We start from the raw sequence: 22,110 nt of genomic DNA, 5'->3' as shown, positions 1-22,110 counted from the left end.
TAAAAATCAATATTAGCCGGCGATGACAGCCTTGACCTTGGCCACGACGTTCTCGACCGTGAAGCCGAAGTGCTTAAACAGCACGCCGGCAGGCGCCGATTCGCCGAACGTGTCGATACCGACCACGGCGCCTTCCAGGCCCACGTATTTGTACCAGAAGCTGGTCACGCCCGCTTCGATGGCCACGCGCGGCACGCCTTTTGTCAGCACGCTGGCCTTGTAGGCGGCGTCCTGGCGGTCATACACGTCGGTCGATGGCATCGACACCACGCGCACATTGATGCCTTCCGCGGCCAGCGCGCTGGCGGCGGCCACGGCCAGTTCCACTTCGGAACCGGTGGCGATCAGGATCGCCTTGGCGTCGGCCACGTCGTTCAGCACATAGCCGCCACGGTAGATGTTCTCGATCTGTTCGGCGCTACGTTCCTGATATGGCAAGTTCTGGCGCGAGAAGATCAGGGTCGACGGACCATCCTTGCGGCGCACGGCGGCGCCCCAGGCAGCGGCCGACTCGACGGTGTCGCATGGACGCCAGTTGTCCAGGTTCGGGATCAAACGCATCGACGAGACGTGCTCGACCGATTGGTGCGTCGGGCCGTCTTCACCCAGGCCAATCGAATCGTGGGTAAACACGAAGATCGAACGCAGCTTCATCAGGGCAGCCATGCGCAGCGCATTGCGGCTGTAGTCGGAGAACGTGAGGAACGTGGCGCCGAACGGGATGTAGCCGCCGTGCAGGGTGATCCCGTTCATGATGGCGCTCATGCCGAATTCGCGCACGCCGTAATTGATATGGTTGCCGGGCTGGCCCGAACGCACGGCCACGCACTCTTTCCAGTTGGTCAGGTTCGAACCGGTCAGGTCGGCCGAGCCGCCGAGGAATTCCGGCAATGACGAGGCCAGCGCCTGGATGGCGTTCTGGCTTGCCTTGCGGGTGGCGATGTTTTCTTTCTTTTCCACGCAGGAAGCGATGGCGGCGCTCAGGGCCGCTTCGAATGCCTGTGGCAACTCGCCCTGCATGCGGCGGGTCAGTTCTGCGGCTTGCTGCGGGAATTCGCGGCTGTAGGCGGCAAATCGCTCGTTCCAGTCCGCTTCCAGCAGGGCGCCCTGTTTCTTGGCATCCCAGGCAGCATACACGTCGGCCGGCATTTCGAACGGTGCCGCATCCCAGCCGATGTATTCGCGCACGGCAGCGATTTCCTTGTCGCCCAGCGCGGCGCCGTGGACCTTGTCGCCGCCTTGCAGGTTAGGCGAACCCTTGCCGATGATGGTCTTGCAGCAGATCAAGGTTGGCTTCGATGCGGTCTTGGCGGCGGCGATGGCGGCAGCCACGGCGGCAACCTCATGGCCGTCGACGGCGCGGATGACGTTCCAGCCGTACGCTTCGAAGCGCGCCGGGGTGTCGTCCGTGAACCAGCCTTCGACTTTACCGTCGATGGAAATGCCGTTGTCATCGTACAGGGCGATCAGTTTATTCAAGCCCAGGGTGCCGGCCAGCGCGCACACTTCGTGCGAAATACCTTCCATCAAACAACCGTCGCCCAGGAAAGCATAGGTGTAGTGGTCGACGATGTCGTAACCTGGCTTGTTGAATTCAGCGGCCAGCAATTGCTCCGACAGGGCCATGCCGACGGCGTTGGCGATGCCCTGGCCCAGCGGGCCGGTGGTCGTTTCCACGCCGGGCGTGACATCGACTTCCGGGTGGCCCGGGGTTTTCGAATGCATCTGGCGGAAGGCCTTGATGTCATCCATCGACAGGTCGTAGCCCGTCAGGTGCAGCAGCGCGTAGTGCAGCATCGAGCCGTGGCCGTTCGACAACAGGAAACGGTCGCGGTTCTGCCATTTTGGATTCGCTGGATTGTGGCGATAGTGACCACTCCACAGGGCAACTGCGATCTCGGCCATGCCCATCGGCATGCCTGGATGGCCGGAATTGGCCTTTTGTACAGCGTCCATTGCCAGTGCGCGGATCGCATTGGCCATTTTGGTAGTCGGGAGCGTAGTTGTCATGATGGTGTGGGTCAGTCGCGAGTTTGGGATTCGTTTGCAACAGCGCGGACAGGGAAGCCGGCTGCTTTCTGTAGTCAACTATTTTACCAGACTGGGGGGCTGCAAATTAGAATTGCGGCGTACTGGCCCGCCAAATGGCTATACTTTGACGTCTTTCCACCCCACTTACCCCCCGTTGAGGATTTGCATGCCGCGTTTTTTCTGCCCCCAGCCGCTCGTCGCCGGCGCCACCATCTCCCTGCCGGAGGCTGTCGCCCACCATATCCAGGTCGTGCGCCTGGCGCCGGGCGACGTCATCACCCTATTCAATGGCGAAGGCGGCGAAGTGCAGGCCAGCCTGGTGGCGGTCGCCAAGCGCAGCGTGACGGCTGAAATACAGGCGCACGTGGCGCGCGAAGCGGAACTGCCGTATGCCGTGACCCTGGCGCAAGCGCTGCCGGAAGCGTCCAAAATGGACTGGATCATCGAAAAAGCCATCGAACTTGGTGCAGCCGGCATCGTGCCGCTGGCGGCGCAGCGCTGCGTGGTGCGCTTGTCCAGCGAGCGGGCCGAGAAAAAACTTGCGCATTGGCAAGGCATCATCGTGTCCGCCTCGGAACAATGCGGGCGCAACCGCCTGGCCCAGCTGGCGCCATTGCAAGACTTCAATCGCTGGAGCAGCCAGCAAGATTTTCCGAATGACAACAATAAGCGCATCATTTTGACACCACGCGCGGAACAGTCGCTGGCCGACTGGGCCCGCCAGCAGCCGCCGCAAGCGATCACCGTGATGGTGGGGCCGGAAGGCGGGTTTTCGGAAGCGGAAGAAAAAGCCGCCCTGGCCGCCGGCGCCATCGGGCTGTCGATGGGGCCGCGCATTCTGCGCACGGAAACGGCGGGATTGACGGCGCTGGCGACGCTGGCGGCATTGTGGGGCGGGATGTAAGACGCAAGCGGCGTCATCACGAAAAAGCCACCCGAAAATCCCGGGTGGCTTTTTTATGCCAGAAATGCAGGTCTGCCGGCGTGCTGACACGTCGGCAGGTACTGATTACATGAAGTGGTAGTTGGCACTGACGCGGAAGTAGCGGCCCTGACCGTTGTGCAGCTGAGTGTTGAAGCCTTCAACTGGGTAACGTGGATCGTATGGCGCCTTGATATCAAAGACGTTCTTGATATTGAACGACAGCGTCAAATCCTTGAAGCCCGTGTACGAATAGGCCAGATTGGTCGTAGTCCAGCTCTTCACGCTGCAGTTGGTGATGTAGTTGCTAAATTTCGGCAAGCCACCCAGTTGATATGCAGTCGATGGCTGTCCCGAGCCGTACTGGCAGTATGGCTTATCGTAAAATACATCGTTGTCGCTGCGGCGCAGCAACGATACGGCACCCACGAAATCAACCGAAGTGGTCAGCGAGTGATCGCCACGCGTCCAATTAGCCGATGCGCTAGCACGGTGCTTCGGATTGTCGCCAACCGACGTTGACCAGTCGGAAATGCCGCCAGCAGAACCCGAGGTGTCGGTCGCTACGTCGCCTGGACGCTCGGCACGCTTGAAGCTCATCAGATAGCTCCAGTTCACATTGGCGGTCAGACGGCCCATGTCGCCCAGCGATTTTCGGAAGGCGACTTCAACGTCTACACCCTTCACCTCGGTGCTGCCCTGGTTCACATACGAACGGTTAACCTGATAGATCGGGCCGCTATTTGCGATAGGCTTGCCGCTGCCATCGACCAATTGGTTGGCCGCGCTATTGTCGCGCACCACGTTGGCGGGATAGCGGTCAGCATGATCGATCATGTACTGTGCGCTGAACAAGGCGGTCTCATCGACCTTTTTGATGCGATAGTAGTCGATCAGCACGTCGATATCCTTGGTCGGCGCGAGGATCAGGCCCAGCGAGTAGCTCTTCGACTTTTCAGGACGCAGGTCAGGCGTTGCCGACGACAGGCTGGAAATACCCTTGGCGCAATCGCTCTTGTCTGCGCCGGGGACTGGATTAACACCGTCCGGGCAGCGCAGCGAATCCGTTACCGTCGAGAATGACTGTACACCGCCTGGCGACACTTGTGTCAGCGCAGGAGCACGGAAACCTTCCGCGTAGGTGCTGCGGATGGCAACTTGATCGTTGACCGTCAGCTTGCCGCCCACTTTCGGGACGAAATTGCCCTTCAGGTTAGGGTATTTGTCGTAACGGCCAGCAAAGTCCATCTCGAAATTCTTGGTCCAGGGCGTACGCACTTCAAAGAAGGCGGAGCTAACGTTGCGGCGGCCGTCGGCAACCGAGTTGGCCAGGCCAATGATATCGCCACGCTGTACTAACAAGTCTGGCGTCAGGCCGATTTTTTCTTGACGGAATTCAGCACCAAACGCCACGCCTACCTGGCCGCCGCCCAGCTGACCAAAGGCCGAGCTGGCCTTGGCGTCGATCTGACTTACTTGCGCGAAACCGCGGTTGGTCAGGTCGCGCGTGACGCTAGGATCGGCGTTGGCCTGGGCCAGGGTCCAACCCTGAGTCATGACTTTTGCCAGGGTCGGACGATACAGCATACCGAGCGTCTCTTCCTTACGCTCGGCGCGGTTCCACAGGAAACCAGTTTCCCAGTCCCACTCGCCGACGGTGCCGCGCAAGCCAGCCAGTAAACGGTAGGTTTCATTGGTATTGACTGCGCCACCATCCGCACTGACACGGTAGCCGACCGCGGCGCGCTGCGTCGGGAAAGGATTGTCAGGATGTCCTACCGGCAGAATCATCTGGAATTGCTGGGGTGCGCCGTCCAGCAGGAAGACGGTCGTTGACGAGGTGCCACGGAATGCCGTTGGGGCACGCAGGTAAGTACGTTCCGAACGACTATAGCCCGCCTCCGCAAACGCGGTCATGCTCGGCGTAATTTCGTACGTGGCACGCGACAGCACGTTGGCGTCCTTGCCTGCGCTTTGCACTTCCGAATAATCGTTGGTATTGAAGTTACAGAACGTACGGCCCACCAGGGTATCGGTTGCTGTCAGATTATGCGCCACACGGTCGCCCGTAATCTGTTGCGAGGTCGGGCAGTCCAGGCGATTCTTGACCAGATCGCGCAAGGCATATGTATTGGCGAAGTTCTTGCCGCCTGGCGAACGCTCGGCATAGAAGAAAGGCGAGGTGCTCAGGCTACTCGAAAACGGGTTCAGGCGGGCGTTGATGTCCGCGTACATGCCTTTTTCAACGTCGTTGACGTTCTTGATCAGGGTGCTGTCGCGCTTGGCGATGTCGAAGCTGACGAAAGCGTTGAAACGGTCCTTGCCGAAGCCGAAGATACCACTGAGGTTTTGGCGGGCAAACTCTCCATCATCGTTGGCACTGATGCTGGCAGTCAATTCAGCACCTGTGTAATTGGTCTTGGTAATGAAGTTGACCACACCGGCGATCGCGTCGGAACCGTACACAGCCGAGGCGCCATCCTTGAACACTTCAACGCGTTCAATCGCGGAAACCGGGATGCTGTTCAAGTCATAAACCGCCGATTTACCCTGATTCGGGTCGGCATAAGCGGATGCAGTGATGCGGCGGCCGTTCAACAGGACCAGTGTAGACGAGGAACCCAGGCCGCGCAGGGAAGCCGTGGCCGCACCGCGCGAGAAACCGCCGTCGGTCACATCTACCGAGGAGCCCGAGCCGAAGGCGGGAATCGAGTGCAAAAGCTCAGCTACAGTGTTGGCGCCAGTCGCGGCGATCTGCTTGGCATTGAGAGTCTGGACAGGGGAAGAACCTTCCTTTTCGGAACGTTTAATATTCGAACCGGTCACCAGCACCTTTTGCACGGCGGGCTCGGCGGACACCTCTTGCGCAATCGCCACCATGTGGGACGATGCCAGCGTAAGTGCTACTGCAACAACACTACGTTTCAATACAATTTTCTTAACCAATTTTTTCTCCGTACAAGCTACTCTCACAGCTTGCTCTTATAGAACTGACTGTTGACCAAGGAACTGTGGGTTCAATCCCTTGGCAACCCGAACTAGGATCGCCGTTCACCCCCGGCTTGTTTTTACAAAATGTGATGGACATTTTGCCTAGCGGATACCACTAGAACATTTCAGTACCTAAATTGTCAAATATATCCATAGAAGTTACACTTAATTACAACAGTAAGGATTTTCTACATGTATCAAACAGGAACAAGCAAAGTGGCAGGTGCGCGAAAAGTGGCACCGGAAGATAAGAATATGAGTGGGCAATGCGCAAAAGCAGGGACTCTGGCAGCTATCGATACGAGAGTCTTAACAAGCATTCCAGTTCATCATGAAGCTGCAACGTTGTCAATAAGAAATGTTGGCTTCATACCTTCCCGCACATAAAACAACACAATGAGAGCACCATTCCAGGCTGCAGACACTCCATTCAGTTGCGGGCGTGCAGCGACCATTACACCTCAGATTGAGCATGTCGGCGAAGGTGGTAAGGTAAATTTTTTTGTTTGGTGACAACTAATTTACCAATTCAAACCTTCGCCGCCACCTCTTCGGCAAAAACGTCAAGTCCGCCCCCCCCATCAACCGCGATGAACCAAAAAAAGGCCCCACAAGCTTCGCAGCTTGCGGGGCGACAGAAACTCCTACGTTTGTCTGTGTATCGCGGCTTCCACCGGCTGACAACTGTCAACCGGCAAAGATGGAACTACATCAGAACTTGTGGCTGTATTGGGCCGACAAGCGCACGGTGCGCGGGTTCGAATACGCGTTGACCATGCCGGCGGTAGGGCTGACGGCAGTGCCGGCGGCGCTGGTGTTGTAGGCCTCGTCAATGGATTGCGCCACTTGACGGTTTGTTGCGTTCAGCACGTCGACTTTTAGCACGATGCCTTTGATTTGCTCTGGCTTGTAGATGAAGTTCAAGTCCAGGCGCATTTCCGTTGGCAGCGTACCGTAAGCGCCACGACCGTTCGGACCCGTTGGGCACAGGAAGAAGATCGAGCCGTATTGCGACAAGCCCAAGCCCTGTTGATCCATGGCAGCCGGGATATTGCAGGTACGCGACATTGGACGGCCCGTCGCCACCAGCAAGTTGCCGCCAACACCAAACTGGCTCGTGAACTCATAGTAGCCGTAGGTTTTCAACTGATGCGTACGGTTGTTCGGCAACAAGCCGCTGCCGTTGACCATCGTTTCCGGGAAATCCCATCCCGAGCTGAAGCCCACGTCGGCCTGGCCGTTATCCGACTTGGTCTGACCTTCTTGATTGCCTTCGCTGCGCGACCAAGTGTAGTTCATCTTGCCATACCAGCCATTGCGCATCGGATGTTCCAGCATGAATTCCAACGCCGTGTAAGTACGTTTGGCTTTTTCCGGGAAGCCTGCATCGGCAGCCGTAATCGTCACCGCGCGTTGCGCACCGTTTGGTCCCACAGGGATCATGAAGGTGTTGTCCTTGCCTGGATTGAACAGGGCGCCGTTCCAGCCATGGTCGTCGAAGTACTCTTTCTCAGCACCCGTCAGCTTGGCCGAAATAGCACGCGGATCCGAGTAGTCATCGATCGTGTTTTTCAGCTTACGATAGGTAAACTTGATGCCGCCGTTGAAATCAGGCGTCAGGGCCTTTTCGAAGCCCAGGTTGATCTCGTCCTGGAAGTGGGCCTTCAAGTTGGTCGAAGCCAATTCATTGGCGCGTTTTTCCTGGCCAAATTCATTGTTAGCCGACACGACATTGCTGATCGGGTTCAAGCCCAGCGGTGCACCGGTGGTTGGATTGACGCCGGTATAGGTGTAGAAGCGGTCGGTGTTCAGCGAAGCGCCAGCAAAACGTACGGCCATGTTGGCAGGCAATTGCATGAAGTAGCGGCCAGCCGTACCGAAGACTTTCAGGGAACCGTCGCCATACACATTCCAGGCCGCATTCAAGCGCGGTGCCAGCATGTTTTTCTGTTCCACGAAGGTTTCACCGATACCGTTCATGTTCTTGAACGACTCATTGCGCAAGCCCAGGGTCACGACCAGGTTTTCCGTGGCTTGATAGCGGTCCTCGATGTATTGCGCCGACTGCTCGACGGTAGGGGTGGAGCCGCCGCGCTGCAGGTTTTCACGCACATAGTAACCTTGGGTGCCATAACCGCCACCGGCTGCCGGCGACATATTGTGGCCAGACAATACCGTGTTCGGATTGGTTTTCAGGTAAGTCCAGGTACCGCCGCCGGCCGCTTCCGTGCCGTTCAGGGCATTGATCTTGTTGTGGTCAAGACCGCCGCGTATCGTATGCTGCTTGGCCAGTTTGTATTCCAGGTCCAGGCGATAACCGCGGTTGGTGTCTTGCGCACCGTCGCGCAACAAGGCCGAGCTGAAACCCTGCACTTGGCTAGGCTGGTAATTCACGCCTGGCACCTGGTTGTCCGGGGAGGCAACGACAGGACGCAAGCCTGGAATGTAGCCGAACGGATTTTGCTCGCGTTGCGTCTTGGCCTGGCCGATCAGGGCCTGCACGGTCAAATCGTCTGTCACATAGCTGGTCAGCTTGAGGATGTCGATATTGGAACCCTGGGCTGCCGCCAGTGCGGCGCCGGTGGCGTTGAGGAACAGCACACCTGCCGAATAGTTCTTGAATCTGGCGCCGCCGTTCTGCACATAGCCGCGCTGCTTGGTGTCGTAGTTGAAGCCGTAGTATTGATCGTTGACATTCGACTCGTCCGAAATATGCGTGTATTCGAGACGGTTGTTGTCGGTGATATTCCAGTCGATCTTGGCGATATAGCGCGGCACGTCGGATTTCTGTACCAGCCAACCAGTCTGGTTATTTACCGTGCTGGTCGATGCCAGACGCGCCGTTTCGCGGTCCATCTTGGTAAATTCACCACCCAGATAGATGAACAGCTTGTCCTTGATCAGCGGGCCGCTGACATAGGCGTTGTAGACCTTCTCGGTCAGCTTGTCGCCTTCGCGGTAGTTGTAGATCTTGCCATCCGTCTTGGGATTGGCGCCCGTATTCGGAAACATGATGTTCTTGGCCTTGCCGCGCAGCGAATCCGGCGCGTAGGTGAAGCCGGCACCGAATTCCCAGTTATTCGTACCGCTCTTGGTGGTGATATTGACCACGCCGCCCGTCGAACGTCCAAATTCCGCGCCGTAGCCGCCCGTGATGATTTGCGCTTCAGCAATCGAGCCGAAAGGCAAGGAAGAGTAGCCAACCTGGTACAGACTGTTGGTGACGGGGAAACCGTTGATGTATGCCGCATTTTCCGACGCGCTGGAGCCGCCGAAGCTGGCGGCGTTGTTGCCGTAGCGCGAGTCGGCGCGCGTGGTGCCGCCGGCCAGTTGCACGATGTTGGCAACCGTAGGCGCCAGTGGCAGGGTAGCCAGTTCGCGCGAATTGAAGGAAGAACCGGAGTTGGAACTGGTGACATCGATCGCGCGGCGGCGGCTCGTCACGTTCACGGTTTGCACCTGCTGCAGCGCCACTTCGCTTTCCTGGCCGATGCGCACTTCCACATCCTGCGTGCTGACGACGGAAGAACCTTTCAGCAGCGTTACCTTGTAGTTACCAACTGGCAGGGAGGTGATGCGGAAAGTACCGCTGGCATCGGGCGAAATGGTCCGCTTGAAGCCGTTGTCAGAACCGACGATCAGCACCGAGGCACTGGCATCCGGCGCAATCTTGCCGATGATGTTGCCGGTGGCATTCGACTGTGCCATTACCGCTGGAACAATCGCAACGCTCAATACCGATGCGCTGAACGCTATCGTTAATGCACGTGCTATTACAGTTTTTCTCAACATGTTATTCCCTATTATTTATATGAGCGCAGTATTACTGCTTTGGTAAAGGAGTTTTTCACTCACGCTTATGCGTTTTTAAACGCTTTCTACTCTCATCGCCTTGCTATCCCACCACACAAGACATCCTCTCGGTCTCCACTTTGCATACGCAAAATAAAACAGAATGGCACATCGGAACATATTGAATCGAACTGGTCAATAAAATTAGAGAAACTGTTATATTGACGCAACACTTCAATTTACTGTAGAAATAGACATGCAGAAAGCGCCCTGGCTGAATGAAAACACTCGCGGACGATAATCGAATTTATTTGGAATACCTGCAAACAGTGGCTTTGCGCCAATGGAATTAGAAAACTGCTGGAAGAGATCGCTTTAAAAAAATGAATATAAAGAGCTCGAAAAATAGATGAAGCGCAAAAATCAATGATCTATCAGACGAGGCAAAATGTACTGCAGAGCTACCTCGCAATAAATCAATCAGACTTTTTCACGAATGGATCTATATAAAACAAATTCTTTGCCATAATCTTAAAATAAAATCCCACCCTCAATTGAAGAAACCGCGGCAAGAAGAAACAGCGCTACTCACTTCCTGGGGTGAGTTCGAAACAAAGATACAGAATTGCGCCTGCAAGAAACAAAACACTATCAAATCACACGCAATGGCAAGGCGTCAACAAAATCAGCTTGCAACAACAAAAAAGCAACACAAATTTACCTGAAAAATAAGGCTCGGATTTGCACGCCCCAACAAGGTGCAGCGAACGCACCAGCAGCGCACCGATTTGCACCTGTTTGTGGCAGCCAGAAAACGCATCCAAGTCACTCCATGAGCACTGTGGCGACAATGCGCACAGACGGCACGCATGCCTTTTGCACCCACAAAAAGTTCCTGCAAACCAAGCAGCGAGCACTGTGGGGGTAAAATAGCGCCCGGATGCCCTTACACGGCACAACACACTCTCCGCTAACTACGGAGCCCGGTAATTTTTAAAAATACACACCATGTTGCGACTCAACGAAGTAAAACTCCCCCTCGAACACGACGAAGCGGCCCTGCCCGCCGCCATCCTGGCGCGCCTCGGCATCGCCGCAGCGGACCTGCTCGGCTTTACCGTCGTCAAACGCAGCTATGACGCGCGCAAGCGTAGCGCCGTGGTGTTGATTTACTCGCTGCATGTTGACGTCAAGAATGAAGCGACCGTGCTGGCGCGCCTGCAGCACGATGTACACCTGATGCCCGCGCCCGACACCGACTACAAATTCGTCGCCGGCGGCGAACAGCTGGCCGGCCACACCAATGAACCGCGCCCCATCGTCATCGGCACGGGCCCCTGCGGCCTGTTCGTGGCGCTGATCCTGGCGCAGATGGGTTTGCGCCCCCTCATCCTGGAACGGGGCAAGCAGGTGCGCGAACGCACGGTCGACACCTTCGGTTTCTGGCGCAAGCGCGAACTCAATCCGGAATCGAACGTGCAGTTTGGCGAAGGCGGCGCCGGCACCTTCTCGGACGGCAAGCTGTATAGCCAGATCAAGGATCCCAAGCACTACGGCCGAAAGGTATTGACGGAATTCGTCAAGGCCGGCGCGCCCGAAGAAATCATGTATGTGAGCAAGCCGCACATCGGCACCTTCCGCCTGGTCAAGATGGTGGAAGAAATGCGCGCGAATATCGAACAACTGGGCGGCGAATACCGCTTCAGCAGCAAAGTGGTCGATCTCGACATCGTGCCAGGCAGCGATGGCGGCCAGGTGCGTGGCGTGGTGCTGGAGAATGGTGAGACCATCGCCAGCAATCACGTGGTGCTGGCCATTGGCCACAGCGCGCGCGACACCTTCGAGATGCTGCATCGCCGCGGCGTGTATATCGAAGCCAAGCCGTTCTCTATCGGATTCCGCGTGGAGCACCCGCAATCCTTGATCGACAGCTGCCGCTTCGGCCCCAGCGCCGGCCACCCGATTCTGGGCGCGGCCGACTACAAGCTGGTGCACCACGCCAGCAATGGCCGCTCCGTCTACAGCTTCTGTATGTGCCCGGGCGGCACCGTCGTGGCCGCCGCCTCCGAACCGGGCCGCCTGGTGACGAACGGCATGAGCCAGTACTCGCGTAATGAGCGCAACGCCAACAGCGCCATCGTCGTCGGCATCACGCCAGCCGACTACCCGGGCGACCCGCTGGCCGGCATCGCCCTGCAGCGCGAATTGGAAGAACGCGCGTTTGCTTTGGGCGGCAGCAACTACGATGCGCCAGGGCAATTGGTCGGCGACTTCGTGGCAGGTCGCGCCTCGACCGAATTTGGCAGCGTGGTGCCATCGTACAAGCCTGCCGTGCACCTGACGGATCTGGCGTCAGCGCTGCCCGAGTACGCGATCACGGCCTTGCGTGAAGCCTTTCCGGCGTTCAACAAGCAGATCAAGGGCTATTACAAGGCCGACGCCGTGCTGACCGGCGTGGAAACGCGCACCTCGTCGCCGATCCGCATCAAGCGCCGCGACGACGACCTGCAAAGCCTGAACACGCGCGGCCTGTTCCCTGCAGGCGAAGGCGCCGGCTATGCAGGCGGCATTCTGTCGGCGGCCGTCGACGGCATCAAGGTGGCCGAAGCGGTAGCCTTGTCGATGGCGGCCGCCTGAAGCCTGTACAGCAGATCAGGAGGCCAGCGGCAGCCTGATCTGTATATGACAGCCGGGAGTGCAGTCGATGGCGCACACCTGGCCGCCCAGTTGCTGCACGATGGTGTAGACGATGTGCATGCCCAGGCCGGAGCCGCCCTGGCCACGCTTGGTGGTGAAAAACGGTTCAAACATATGCTCGCGCACGGCTGGCGCCAAGCCGATGCCATCGTCGGAAAATTCCAGCAGCAGCCATTGCAAGGCCGCGTCATCCCCATCCGCCTCGATGCGCGCACGTATCGTGATGCGTCCTGGTCCGCCCTGTGGATAGCCGTGGCGGGCGCTGTTCATCAGCAGGTTCGAGAGGATTTGCGACAACTTGCCGGCCGCCAAGCGCACCTGGCAATCGGGCGCGATGTCGAGTTCCACGCCCAGCGCCGCTTTGCGCAGTTCCGGACTGTGCGCCGACACCAGGCCGTGCACATAGTCGTGCAGCGCCAAGTCGGCCACGTATTCGCTGACTTGGTCCACGGCCAGCTGCTTGAAATTGCCGATCAGGTCGGCGGCGCGCGCCAGGTTGCGTTCGATCAGGGCGGCCGCGCCTTTCAGGGATTCGGCAATGTCGACCAGTTCGGCACGGCTGACCTTGGCACCTCCCAGCAGCTGTACCAGCTGGTCGGCATAACTGCCCATGCTCGACGCCGCCGTCAACGCCACGCCGATGGGCGTGTTGACTTCATGCGACACACCGGCCACCAGCGAACCGAGGGCCGCCATCTGTTCTTGCTCGATCAGGTTGGCCTGCGCCGCCAGCAGTGATTCTGTACGCACGCGCACGATTTCTTCCAGCTGCTGCGTGCGCTCCTGGTGCTGCAACTCGGCCGCGCCGCGGGCCGAGAAGATCGACAGCAGCAACAAGGCCAGCAAGCGCTTGTTTTCATCGATGGGACGCGTGTCGATGGCCGACAGGATGCCCAGGGTCTTGCCTTCGGTATCGATCAGCGGCATGCCGACATAGCTTTCCGCATGCATGTCGACCAGGAGGCTATCGAATGGAAAGCGACGCTGGATGTCACTGCCATGAAAACACATGCTCTGGCAGGTCACGTCCTGGCAAGGCGTGTGCTGCAGGCTGTATTCGATATTCGGCTGGTAGTCGTCGCCGCCCCACAAGGCCAGGGTGCGGATGCCTTCGCTGCCATCGGCCATGCGCACCAGGCGCCCGGCGATCACATAGTGCACGTCGAGCGCTTCGGCCAGGTCCTTGACGAGGATGCGCAGGAAGTCGTCGCCACGGGCGTGCGCCGTCGAGGCCGTAATCGAGCGCAGGGCCGCTTCCGCCAGCCTGCGCCGCTGCTCGGGATCGAACAGGGGTTCTTGCGAATTCACATCAAACAACGGAATACTCATGAATGCTCCTGCGCAGCACTGGAAGCGCCAGCAAACCTGCCGGCGTGGCAACCCTCAGCCATGGCCCGCCCCAGCGGACCTGCCGCGATTGTACCCCTGGCTATTGTTTAATAATACAGATAGACAGGAATTTTTTACAGCCAGCCGGAACGCTTGAACAAGTAATACATATAACCGCAGACACAGCTCATCAGTCCCACGGCCACAGGATAGCCGTATTGCCAGTCCAGCTCCGGCATGAACTTGAAGTTCATGCCCCACACGCCGGCAAACGCCGTGAACACGGCGAAAATAGCCGCCCAGGCTGCCAACTGCTTGTTCACTTCGCTCTCATCGATGGCCACCATCGACAAATTCACCTGGATGGCCGTGCTGATGGTGTCACGGATGGTGTCGAGTGTGCCATTGATGCGCGCCAGATGATCGTGCACGTCGCGGAAATACTCCTGGGTATCGTGGCATAGCGGCGGCACCCTGCCTCCGTGTAATTTCCCCACCGCTTCCATCAGGGGCGCCACCACATGGCGCAAGACCATGACCTTGCGCTTCAACTGGTACAGGCGTTCGATATTGTCGCGTTCACTACCACGGTCGAAGATACGGTCCTCGATCAATTCCAGCTCCGATTCCAGTGCGTCGAGCACGGGAAAATAACGGTCGACGACGGCATCCATCAAGGCATACAGCACGAAAGCCGAGCCCTGGCGCAACAGGTGCGGCTCCCGTTCGGCGCGCGCGCGCACGCCGAGGAAACCTTGCGAGCTGTTGCTTCGCACGGACAGCACATAGTTGGCGCCGACAAAAATATCAACTTCGCCCAGCACCAGCTCATTGCCCACCATTTCCACGGTTTTCACCACGGCAAACAGGGAATCGCCATATTCTTCGATCTTCGGGCGCTGATGGCCCCGCTGTGCGTCTTCGACGGCCAGTTCATGCAGGCTGAACTCGTGCTGCATTTGTTTCAGCTCGTCCGGCGTGGCATCGAGCAGGGCCACCCAGACGAAGCAGTCGGGGCGCTCGACGTAATCGCTGATATCTTCAATCGGCAAGTCGGCCAGTTTTTTGCCATCCTGGTAGGCCACGCAGTTAATCAGCATACGAATCCCGGCATACAATTTCCACAATGTAAGTTAAGACCGGACGAAACAGTCCGGCAGGCGTCAGCTTACCTTATCGCTTGCCATTGTTGTGGGTGTTGTGGCGTGCAAGGGACGCCGGCAGGGAAAGCGGACGGGGCGAGGCCCCGTCCGGACGGGAATCAGTCGTCCTTGGCGCCGTCGATGCCCAGTTCGGATATCTTGCGGGTGATGGTGTTGCGGCCGATGCCCAGGCGCACGGCGGCATCGTTCTTGCGCCCGTGCGTATGCTTGAGCGCCGTCTTGATCAGGGCCGACTCGAATTGCCGCCCCAGCACGGCCATGACTTCCTGTTGCCCGGCGCCCAACATGCCGGCCGCCTGCAATTCCAGCAAGCCGATCCAGCCGGGCAGCGCGCCGGTGGCGGGCGCGGCGGCCTCGAACACCTGGCCGCCGTGCACATGAGCAACATTCGCTGGCGCCACGTCAGCAGACGCCGGCGCGGCTGCGCCATCGCCCTGCCCCTGCGTCAATTCCAGCGGCAAATCCTTGATTTCCACCGTCTGGCCTGGCGCCATCACGGTGATCCAGTTGCACAGGTTTTCCAACTGGCGCACATTGCCGGGCAAATCCAGGCCGCTGAGAAATTGCATGGTCGGTTCGCTCATGCGTTTGGCTTCCACGCCCAGCTGGCGCGCGCTTTGCACCAGGAAGTGGCGCACCAGGATGGGGATATCCTCGCGCCGCTCCCTCAAACTGGGCAGGCGCAAACGGATCACGTTCAGGCGGTGATACAAGTCTTCGCGGAACAGGCCGTCGCGCACGCGCTGCTCGAGGTTCTGGTGCGTGGCGGTAATGACGCGCACATTCGCCTTCATGGGCTGATGCCCGCCGACGCGATAGAAATGGCCGTCGGACAACACGCGCAAGAGGCGCGTCTGCAGGTCGAACGGCATGTCGCCGATTTCATCGAGAAACAGGGTGCCATTCTCCGCTTGCTCAAAGCGGCCCCGGCGCGTCGTCTGCGCGCCCGTGAACGCCCCCCGTTCGTGGCCGAACAGTTCCGATTCCAGCAAATCCTTGGGGATCGCCGCCGTATTCAGGGCAATGAAGGGCTGCGCTGCGCGCGGACTGTGCTTGTGCAGCGCGCGCGCCACGAGTTCCTTGCCGGAACCGGATTCGCCCGTGATTAGCACCGTCACGTTCGATTGCGACAGGCGGCCGATAGCGCGGAAGACTTCCTGCATGGCCGGCGCCTGGCCGAGGATTTCCGGCGTTTCCGACGGGCCCGATTCGACGCTGGTCTCGCGCAGGCTCTCTTCCAGCGCGCGGCGGATCAGCTCGACAGCCTTGTCGATGTCGAAGGGCTTGGCCAGGTATTCGAAGGCGCCGCCCTGGAAGGCAGCGACGGCCGAATCGAGATCGGAAAAGGCCGTGATGATGATGACAGGCAAGCCGGGAAAGCGCGACTTGACTGTCTGCAGCAATTCCAGGCCAGACGCGCCCGGCATGCGGATATCGGACACGAGCACTTGCGGCGTGTCAAATTCCAGTGCGGCGATGGCGTCGCGCGCATTGGCAAAACTCTTGGTGGCGAGATTTTCCCGCGCCAGGGCTTTTTCCAGCACCCAGCGGATTGATTCGTCGTCGTCAACTATCCAGATTGGCTTCATTAGTGTGTGCGTCCCGCAATGGATTTCATGGGTGGGATACCTCCTCGCTTATGGCAAGGGTAGAACGATCCTGAAATCGGTGTATCCAGGCCGGCTTTCGCACTCGATCACGCCCAAGTGCTGTTGCACGAAGGTTTGCGCCAAGGTCAGTCCCAAACCGCTGCCGCCTTCCCTGCCCGATACCAGCGGGTAGAAAATCCGGTCGCGGATCTGGGGTGCGATGCCCGGTCCATTGTCAATGATATGCAAGTCTAATGCCAGGCCGTAACGGACCTTGGCCAGGGTCACCTGGCGCGCCACGCGCGTCTTGAAAATCAGCTCCGCATCGCCCGCCTCGATGCGCTCGGCCAGGGCTTGCGCCGCGTTGTGCGCGATATTGAGCACGGTTTGTATCAATTGTTCCTTGTCGCCGCGAAACTCGGGGATCGAAGCGTCGTAATCGCGTGAAATGGTGAGGCCGCTGGGAAACTCGGCCAGGATCAGGCTGCGCACGCGCTCGCACACTTCGTGGATATTCACGTCGCCCACGATATGCGGGCGGCGGTGCGGCGCCAGCAGGCGGTCAACCAGGGTTTGCAGGCGGTCCGCTTCCTTGATGATGACTTGCGTATATTCGCGCAGCTCGCTCAGGTGCAGGGCTGGCAATTCCAGCTCCAGCAGCTGGGCCGCACCGCGGATGCCGCCCAGCGGGTTCTTGATCTCATGCGCCAGGTTGCGGATCAGCTCCTTGTTGACCTGGCTCTGGTCGAGGATGCGCTCCTCGCGGTCGAGTTTTAACTGCTGCACGTTCTCGCGCAGCTCGATCAGCACGCTGTCGCGCGGCGCATCGAGCGCGCTGATGATGCTGTGCACGCGCAGCGGCTCGCGCCCCAGGCGTTCCAGGCTCAGGTCCTGGCGCAAATCGGAAAATTTATGTTCGAGCGCCTGCGCGCAGATGCCGGCCAGCTCCTCGGGATTGAGGAACAGCGCCGTCAGCTTTTGCCGCGACAGGGCTTTCAGCGAGCTTTCCAGCAAGTTTTCTGCCGCCGCGTTGGCATAGCTGATGCGGCCGTCGCCATCGAGCAGAATCACGGCCGAAGCCAGCAAATCAAGGCCGGCCAGGTGGGCGGGACGGCTGGAATGGTTGTCTATTGTCATGGTCTCGTCATCGGATATTGGCGATCTCGCGTTTCAGGGCTTCGACGTTTTGCTGCGTTCGGCCAATGTTGTCCTTCAACTGCGCCAACCGCTCCTGATATTTCGCATAGTTACGCTCATTGCCCTGGCGCTCAGCTTGTCCGGCGTTCAACTCCAGGCGCTGGGCCGCCAGTTTCTGCTCTTCGCTGCGCAATTCGTCCTGCAAGATCTGGCGCCGGTCCAGGTCGCGCGCCCGCTGCTCGGCGCCATCGACCTTGGGAAAAGCGCCGGCGGCAGGGGCCGCCGTGGCTGCCTGCATGGCGGGCCGGGCCGGCACACCGGCCAGCGGCGCCGTCTTGCGTGGCGGCTCCGTCATGGCGCCGGGCAAATCGAGCAGTTGGCAATGCGCGCCAGCACGCTTGTCCGTATACGTCTTGTGTCCCTGCGCATCGGCGCAGACATACAGCTGCGCGTGCGCCTGTGCCGCCGCGCCCAGCAATCCTGCCATCAGCGCTATTCTGTAATGCTTGGTCAATCTTCACTCCTGTCGGCACATGCCATATCGTTCCTGGGCCGACTATACAACACCGCACTCTCACCGCCTTGGCGTACTGCATAAAAAAACGCGGGCAAGACCATCGCCTCACCCGCGTTTTTTATTCACTACCGGCAAGTTGCCGGCATGGCGCCATTACAGCGAGTAGTACATGTCGAACTCGGCAGGATGCGTGGTCATGCGCATGCGCTGCACGTCCTGCATTTTCAGTTCCAGGTACGCGTCGATCATGGAATCGCTGAACACGCCGCCACGGGTCAGGAACTCGCGGTCCTTGTCCAGCGCATCGAGTGCTTCTTCCAGCGAAGCGCACACGGTAGGGATCAGTGCGTCTTCTTCTGGCGGCAGATGGTACAGATCTTTCGAGGCAGCTTCGCCCGGATGGATCTTGTTGGCAACGCCGTCCAGGCCAGCCATCAGCAGTGCGGCGAAGCACAGGTACGGGTTCGCCAGTGGATCCGGGAAGCGCGCTTCCACGCGGCGGCCTTTTGGATTGGCCACGTGCGGGATACGGATCGAGGCGGAACGGTTTTTCGCCGAGTACGCCAATTTTACTGGGGCTTCGTAGCCTGGTACCAGACGCTTGTACGAGTTGGTGCCCGGGTTGGTGATCGCGTTCAGTGCCTTGGCATGCTTGATAATGCCGCCGATGTAGTACAAGGCGAAATCGGACAGGCCGGCATAGCCGTCGCCGGCGAACAGATTTTTGCCATCTTTCCATACGGATTGATGCACGTGCATGCCCGAACCGTTGTCGCCAACGATAGGTTTCGGCATGAAGGTGGCGGTCTTGCCATAGCTGTGCGCCACGTTCCACACCACGTATTTCAGGTTTTGCGTCCAGTCGGCGCGCTCGACCAGGGTCGAGAAGCGGGTGCCGATTTCATTCTGGCCTGCGCCAGCGACTTCGTGATGATGTACCTCAACCGGGATACCCAGCGATTCCAGAATCAGACACATTTCCGAACGCATGTCCTGGAAGCTGTCCACGGGTGGCACCGGGAAGTAGCCGCCCTTGACGGTAGGACGGTGGCCGCTGTTGCCGCCTTCAATGTCCTTGCCGGTCGACCATGAACCTTCGTCCGAACCAATCTTGACGAAGCAGCCCGACATGTCGATCTTCCAGCGCACGCTGTCGAAGATGAAGAATTCCGGCTCAGGGCCGAAGTAGGCGGTGTCGCCCATGCCCGACGATTTCAGGTAGGCTTCGGCGCGTTTCGCGATCGAGCGCGGGTCACGGTCGTAGCCCTTGCCGTCCGACGGTTCGATCACGTCGCACTGCATGAACAGCGTGGTTTCTTCCATGAACGGGTCGATATTAGCCGTGTTTGGATCCGGCAGCAAGATCATGTCGGATGCTTCAATGCCTTTCCAGCCAGCGATCGAAGAACCGTCAAAGGCGTGGCCCGACTCGAATTTATCCATGTCGAAGTGCGACACGGGAACCGTCACGTGCTGCTCTTTACCACGGGTATCGGCAAAGCGGAAATCAACGAATTTGACTTCGTTTTCTTCTACCATCTTCAAGACTTCTGCGGCTGTCATTGCCATGCGTATCTCCTAAATGAATGTGGGGTGAGCCGACCTTAATGCGTCTGGGCTGATGAAGCGAAGCAAACATTGCGTGCCACCAAAACTCATAAGGATCATAGCAGATTCCATGCCAGCTTCAGGAGCACCCTGGCGCCAGCAACAAAATTACTGCCATCCCAGTGAAAGTTTTCCTGCCCGCGATTTTCACGCGCGTTTGCGTCACATCAAGAATGCACTATGCAAGTGCAAAAAACGAATAACGCACTATTATCGTGCATTTTTCGCAGATTTCTGAAAAATGCCTTGTCGTGGTGCGCGCGCCGTGCACCGTGACTTCCCGTTTGCGGGACGCGGACGGCGCACTATAATCGTTCACACCTATCCACTTTCATCGAGGACGCCATGACTACCGCCGCCGACATCCTGACCACCGCCCGCAGCCGGGCCAATGAAGGTACGCCATATGCCGGCGCCGTCACGCCGCAGGAAGCGCATGCGCTGCTGCAGCACGATGCTGCCGTCAAGCTCATCGATGTGCGCACGAATGCCGAGCGCGACTGGGTCGGCCGGGTCGACATCGCCGATACCCAGCATGGCGCGGTACAGTGGGCCACGTATCCGGGCGGCGTGCCGAATCCCGACTTCCTCGCGCAATTGGCTGCCCAGGCCGACAAGGACGAGGTGCTGCTATTCCTGTGCCGCTCCGGCGTGCGTTCGCGCCATGCCGCCAAGCTGGCGACAGAGCACGGCTATATCAACTGCTTCGACATCCTCGAAGGCTTCGAAGGCGACAAGGATGCGGACGGCCACCGCAAGCAGATCGGCGGCTGGTGCAAGGCGGGATTGCCTTGGCTGGGCGCCTGACGCTGGCCGCCTGATTAACTGAACAGGGATTGATCCGGCGGGCCGCCGCGCTGCTCGGGCGCAAGCTGTCGACCCCCCTCGTTTAAGTGCTCAGGCCGGCTCGCCCGCTTCAAGCGCAGGATGCTCACCCATCAAGGTCAAGATGCGCTTGCGCACGAAATTGATGTGGCTGCGCAAGCCATACAGACCATCGGCAAACGACAGGGGAATCGAGATCTGGTTGACCATTTCCTCGATCTGGTCCAGCCGCTTCAACTGCGCCGCATACACTTGCGCACGCTGCTCTTGCGGCACGTCTTCCAGCGCCTGCTCGACCGTGCGCAACTGGCCATACCAGCGGTACACGCGCGAGCGGATGCGCCACACGTACAGCGGCGGCACCACGCGCGACAGGGGCAGGATCAAGGCACCCAGCGCCACCACCAGCACCCACATGCGGTCAAAGAAATTGGCCAGCCAGAAACTCATATAGCGCTGCAGCACGGGCGCGCCATCCTTGTAGAACTTCAGTGCTTCAGGCGCCACGGGAATTTCCGTATAGCGCGCGGACGGGAACTGCCCCTGTTGCTGGAACCAGCCCGTACCGCCATGAATGCCGGCCGCCGCCTGCACGAACAGGTCGATCAAGGCAGGATGCAAGTCTTCGCGCGCGACTAAAGTGGCGGTCGGCGCGATCAGGTGATAATCCTGCGCGGGAATGTTGCGCCCCAGGTCAACGATGCCACGCGGTAAGACGACATGCGTGAGGAAAGGCAGGCGCCGCGTGTACGCCTCGGCTTGCGAAAAATCAAACAACTTGATGCCGGGCGTTTGCAGCAGCATCTGGATCAGCGGCGCTTCCGGCGCCGAACTGAACACGAGGCCGTCGATGCGCCCTTCCAGCAGCTCCACCGTGGCAGGCGTGTTTTGCAAATCGCTCACGGTCAACTCGTTCGCTTCCACACCATTCACGGACAGCAACTGCCGGAACAAGCTGGGCACGCCCGTGCCTTCCGGTCCCAGGTTGATCTTCATGCCCTTCAATTGCGTCAGTTCGGTCACCACCTTGTCTTCGCGCAAGAACAGCCAGACGGGTTCCGTAAACAGGCTGCCCAAGGATATGAGGCCATGCCGCTCGGCATCCGCGTGTTCCGTTGAGCCGCTTTGCACGAAGGCGATATCGGTCTTGCCGCTATTTAAGCGCTGCAGGTTTTCCTGCGAGCCCAGCGACGGCTGCAAGCTCACCTTGATGCCGTGCTTGGCCAGAGTGGCCGCGTATTTCTTGCCGAATTCTTCATACGCGCTATTGTCCTGCCCCGTCGACAGGCTCACCTGGCGCGGCGGCGCAGGGTCGACCAGCCAGTAAGCGAGCGCACAAAAAGCGCCGACCAGCAGCAGGGTGGGACCGGCGGTGGCGAGGAAATCGCGCACGGAAAAACGGCTGAACGCGAGGATTTTGGACATGTGGTGGCGCATAGGTTTCATGGGTGGCTACGATGCCAAGAAAAGCCCAACTATGCAAGGCACTTTCACATGCGCGGCGTGGCC

General features: G+C 59.0%; 14 protein-coding genes. 4 read left to right on the top strand and 10 right to left on the bottom strand.

Annotation, left to right across the window (positions count from 1 at the left end; translation table 11 throughout):
- Positions 1-12: 12 nt before the first annotated feature.
- On the bottom strand, positions 13-2,010 hold the full coding sequence (gene tkt, locus ACP7DE_RS23230) for a transketolase (protein ID WP_426074299.1): 1,998 nt from the start codon (positions 2,008-2,010) through the stop codon (positions 13-15).
- A 187-nt stretch (positions 2,011-2,197) separates the two neighbouring features.
- Between tkt and ACP7DE_RS23225 the strand changes: the two genes are divergently transcribed.
- Complete coding sequence (locus tag ACP7DE_RS23225; protein WP_426074298.1) at positions 2,198-2,935, top strand: 16S rRNA (uracil(1498)-N(3))-methyltransferase; 738 nt, start codon at positions 2,198-2,200, stop codon at positions 2,933-2,935.
- Positions 2,936-3,040: 105 nt separating this feature from the next.
- On the opposite strand, the gene ACP7DE_RS23220 is transcribed toward ACP7DE_RS23225, so the two are convergent.
- Together ACP7DE_RS23220 and ACP7DE_RS23215 are read right to left on the bottom strand one after the other, a co-directional pair.
- The gene (locus tag ACP7DE_RS23220) at positions 3,041-5,899 is read right to left on the bottom strand and encodes a TonB-dependent receptor (RefSeq protein ID WP_426074297.1); all 2,859 of its coding nucleotides are present in this window, start codon (positions 5,897-5,899) and stop codon (positions 3,041-3,043) included.
- Between the two features lie 756 nt (positions 5,900-6,655).
- Positions 6,656-9,652 (bottom strand): TonB-dependent receptor, encoded by a 2,997-nt coding sequence (locus ACP7DE_RS23215; protein ID WP_426074296.1) that lies wholly within the window; start codon positions 9,650-9,652, stop codon positions 6,656-6,658.
- Positions 9,653-10,361: 709 nt separating this feature from the next.
- Between ACP7DE_RS23215 and ACP7DE_RS23210 the strand changes: the two genes are divergently transcribed.
- Both ACP7DE_RS23210 and ACP7DE_RS23205 read left to right on the top strand, forming a co-directional pair.
- Entirely contained in the window at positions 10,362-10,664 is a 303-nt protein-coding gene (locus ACP7DE_RS23210; protein WP_426074295.1) for a hypothetical protein, read from the top strand.
- Between the two features lie 80 nt (positions 10,665-10,744).
- Complete coding sequence (locus ACP7DE_RS23205) at positions 10,745-12,373, top strand: NAD(P)/FAD-dependent oxidoreductase (protein ID WP_426074294.1); 1,629 nt, start codon at positions 10,745-10,747, stop codon at positions 12,371-12,373.
- Positions 12,374-12,388: 15 nt separating this feature from the next.
- On the opposite strand, the gene ACP7DE_RS23200 is transcribed toward ACP7DE_RS23205, so the two are convergent.
- The 6 genes from ACP7DE_RS23200 to glnA form a co-directional block, all read right to left on the bottom strand.
- Complete coding sequence (locus ACP7DE_RS23200; RefSeq protein WP_426074293.1) at positions 12,389-13,762, bottom strand: ATP-binding protein; 1,374 nt, start codon at positions 13,760-13,762, stop codon at positions 12,389-12,391.
- 134 nt (positions 13,763-13,896) lie between these two features.
- Positions 13,897-14,862, bottom strand: coding sequence for a magnesium/cobalt transporter CorA (gene corA / locus ACP7DE_RS23195; RefSeq protein WP_426074292.1), 966 nt, complete (start codon positions 14,860-14,862; stop codon positions 13,897-13,899).
- Between the two features lie 161 nt (positions 14,863-15,023).
- Positions 15,024-16,514, bottom strand: a complete 1,491-nt coding sequence (gene ntrC, locus ACP7DE_RS23190) for a nitrogen regulation protein NR(I) (protein WP_426074291.1) — start codon at positions 16,512-16,514, stop codon at positions 15,024-15,026.
- A gap of 48 nt (positions 16,515-16,562) precedes the next feature.
- Positions 16,563-17,651: a nitrogen regulation protein NR(II) gene (gene glnL, locus ACP7DE_RS23185; RefSeq protein WP_426074290.1), complete on the bottom strand. Its 1,089-nt coding sequence runs from the start codon at positions 17,649-17,651 to the stop codon at positions 16,563-16,565.
- 7 nt (positions 17,652-17,658) lie between these two features.
- The gene (locus ACP7DE_RS23180) at positions 17,659-18,138 is read right to left on the bottom strand and encodes a DUF4124 domain-containing protein (RefSeq protein ID WP_426074289.1); all 480 of its coding nucleotides are present in this window, start codon (positions 18,136-18,138) and stop codon (positions 17,659-17,661) included.
- A gap of 183 nt (positions 18,139-18,321) precedes the next feature.
- Positions 18,322-19,737: a type I glutamate--ammonia ligase gene (gene glnA / locus ACP7DE_RS23175; protein WP_225243482.1), complete on the bottom strand. Its 1,416-nt coding sequence runs from the start codon at positions 19,735-19,737 to the stop codon at positions 18,322-18,324.
- 384 nt (positions 19,738-20,121) lie between these two features.
- Here glnA and ACP7DE_RS23170 point away from each other — a divergent pair, with 384 nt between their 5' ends.
- On the top strand, positions 20,122-20,583 hold the full coding sequence (locus ACP7DE_RS23170) for a rhodanese-like domain-containing protein (RefSeq protein WP_426074288.1): 462 nt from the start codon (positions 20,122-20,124) through the stop codon (positions 20,581-20,583).
- A 90-nt stretch (positions 20,584-20,673) separates the two neighbouring features.
- Here ACP7DE_RS23170 and ACP7DE_RS23165 read toward each other — a convergent pair whose 3' ends face one another.
- Positions 20,674-22,026 (bottom strand): TAXI family TRAP transporter solute-binding subunit, encoded by a 1,353-nt coding sequence (locus ACP7DE_RS23165; protein WP_426074287.1) that lies wholly within the window; start codon positions 22,024-22,026, stop codon positions 20,674-20,676.
- Between the last annotated feature and the right edge of the window lie 84 nt (positions 22,027-22,110).

This window comes from Janthinobacterium sp. DSP2-3-3 (assembly GCF_049897325.1).
In the GTDB taxonomy this organism is placed as follows: Bacteria; Pseudomonadota; Gammaproteobacteria; order Burkholderiales; family Burkholderiaceae_D; genus Janthinobacterium.
The sequence above is the reverse complement of the archived record's forward strand: the minus strand, read 5'-3'. Positions and strand labels throughout refer to the sequence as shown.

Coding starts and splice junctions, on each gene's coding strand:
- ACP7DE_RS23170 (WP_426074288.1), top strand. CDS start 20,122: ATGACTACCGCCGCCGACATCCTGACCACCGCCCGCAGCCGGGCCAAT.
- ACP7DE_RS23225 (WP_426074298.1), top strand. CDS start 2,198: ATGCCGCGTTTTTTCTGCCCCCAGCCGCTCGTCGCCGGCGCCACCATC.
- glnA (WP_225243482.1), bottom strand. CDS start 19,737: ATGGCAATGACAGCCGCAGAAGTCTTGAAGATGGTAGAAGAAAACGAA.
- ACP7DE_RS23215 (WP_426074296.1), bottom strand. CDS start 9,652: ATGGCACAGTCGAATGCCACCGGCAACATCATCGGCAAGATTGCGCCG.
- corA (WP_426074292.1), bottom strand. CDS start 14,862: ATGCTGATTAACTGCGTGGCCTACCAGGATGGCAAAAAACTGGCCGAC.
- ntrC (WP_426074291.1), bottom strand. CDS start 16,514: ATGAAGCCAATCTGGATAGTTGACGACGACGAATCAATCCGCTGGGTG.
- tkt (WP_426074299.1), bottom strand. CDS start 2,010: ATGACAACTACGCTCCCGACTACCAAAATGGCCAATGCGATCCGCGCA.
- glnL (WP_426074290.1), bottom strand. CDS start 17,651: ATGACAATAGACAACCATTCCAGCCGTCCCGCCCACCTGGCCGGCCTT.
- ACP7DE_RS23205 (WP_426074294.1), top strand. CDS start 10,745: ATGTTGCGACTCAACGAAGTAAAACTCCCCCTCGAACACGACGAAGCG.
- ACP7DE_RS23165 (WP_426074287.1), bottom strand. CDS start 22,026: ATGTCCAAAATCCTCGCGTTCAGCCGTTTTTCCGTGCGCGATTTCCTC.
- ACP7DE_RS23180 (WP_426074289.1), bottom strand. CDS start 18,138: ATGGCAGGATTGCTGGGCGCGGCGGCACAGGCGCACGCGCAGCTGTAT.
- ACP7DE_RS23200 (WP_426074293.1), bottom strand. CDS start 13,762: ATGAGTATTCCGTTGTTTGATGTGAATTCGCAAGAACCCCTGTTCGAT.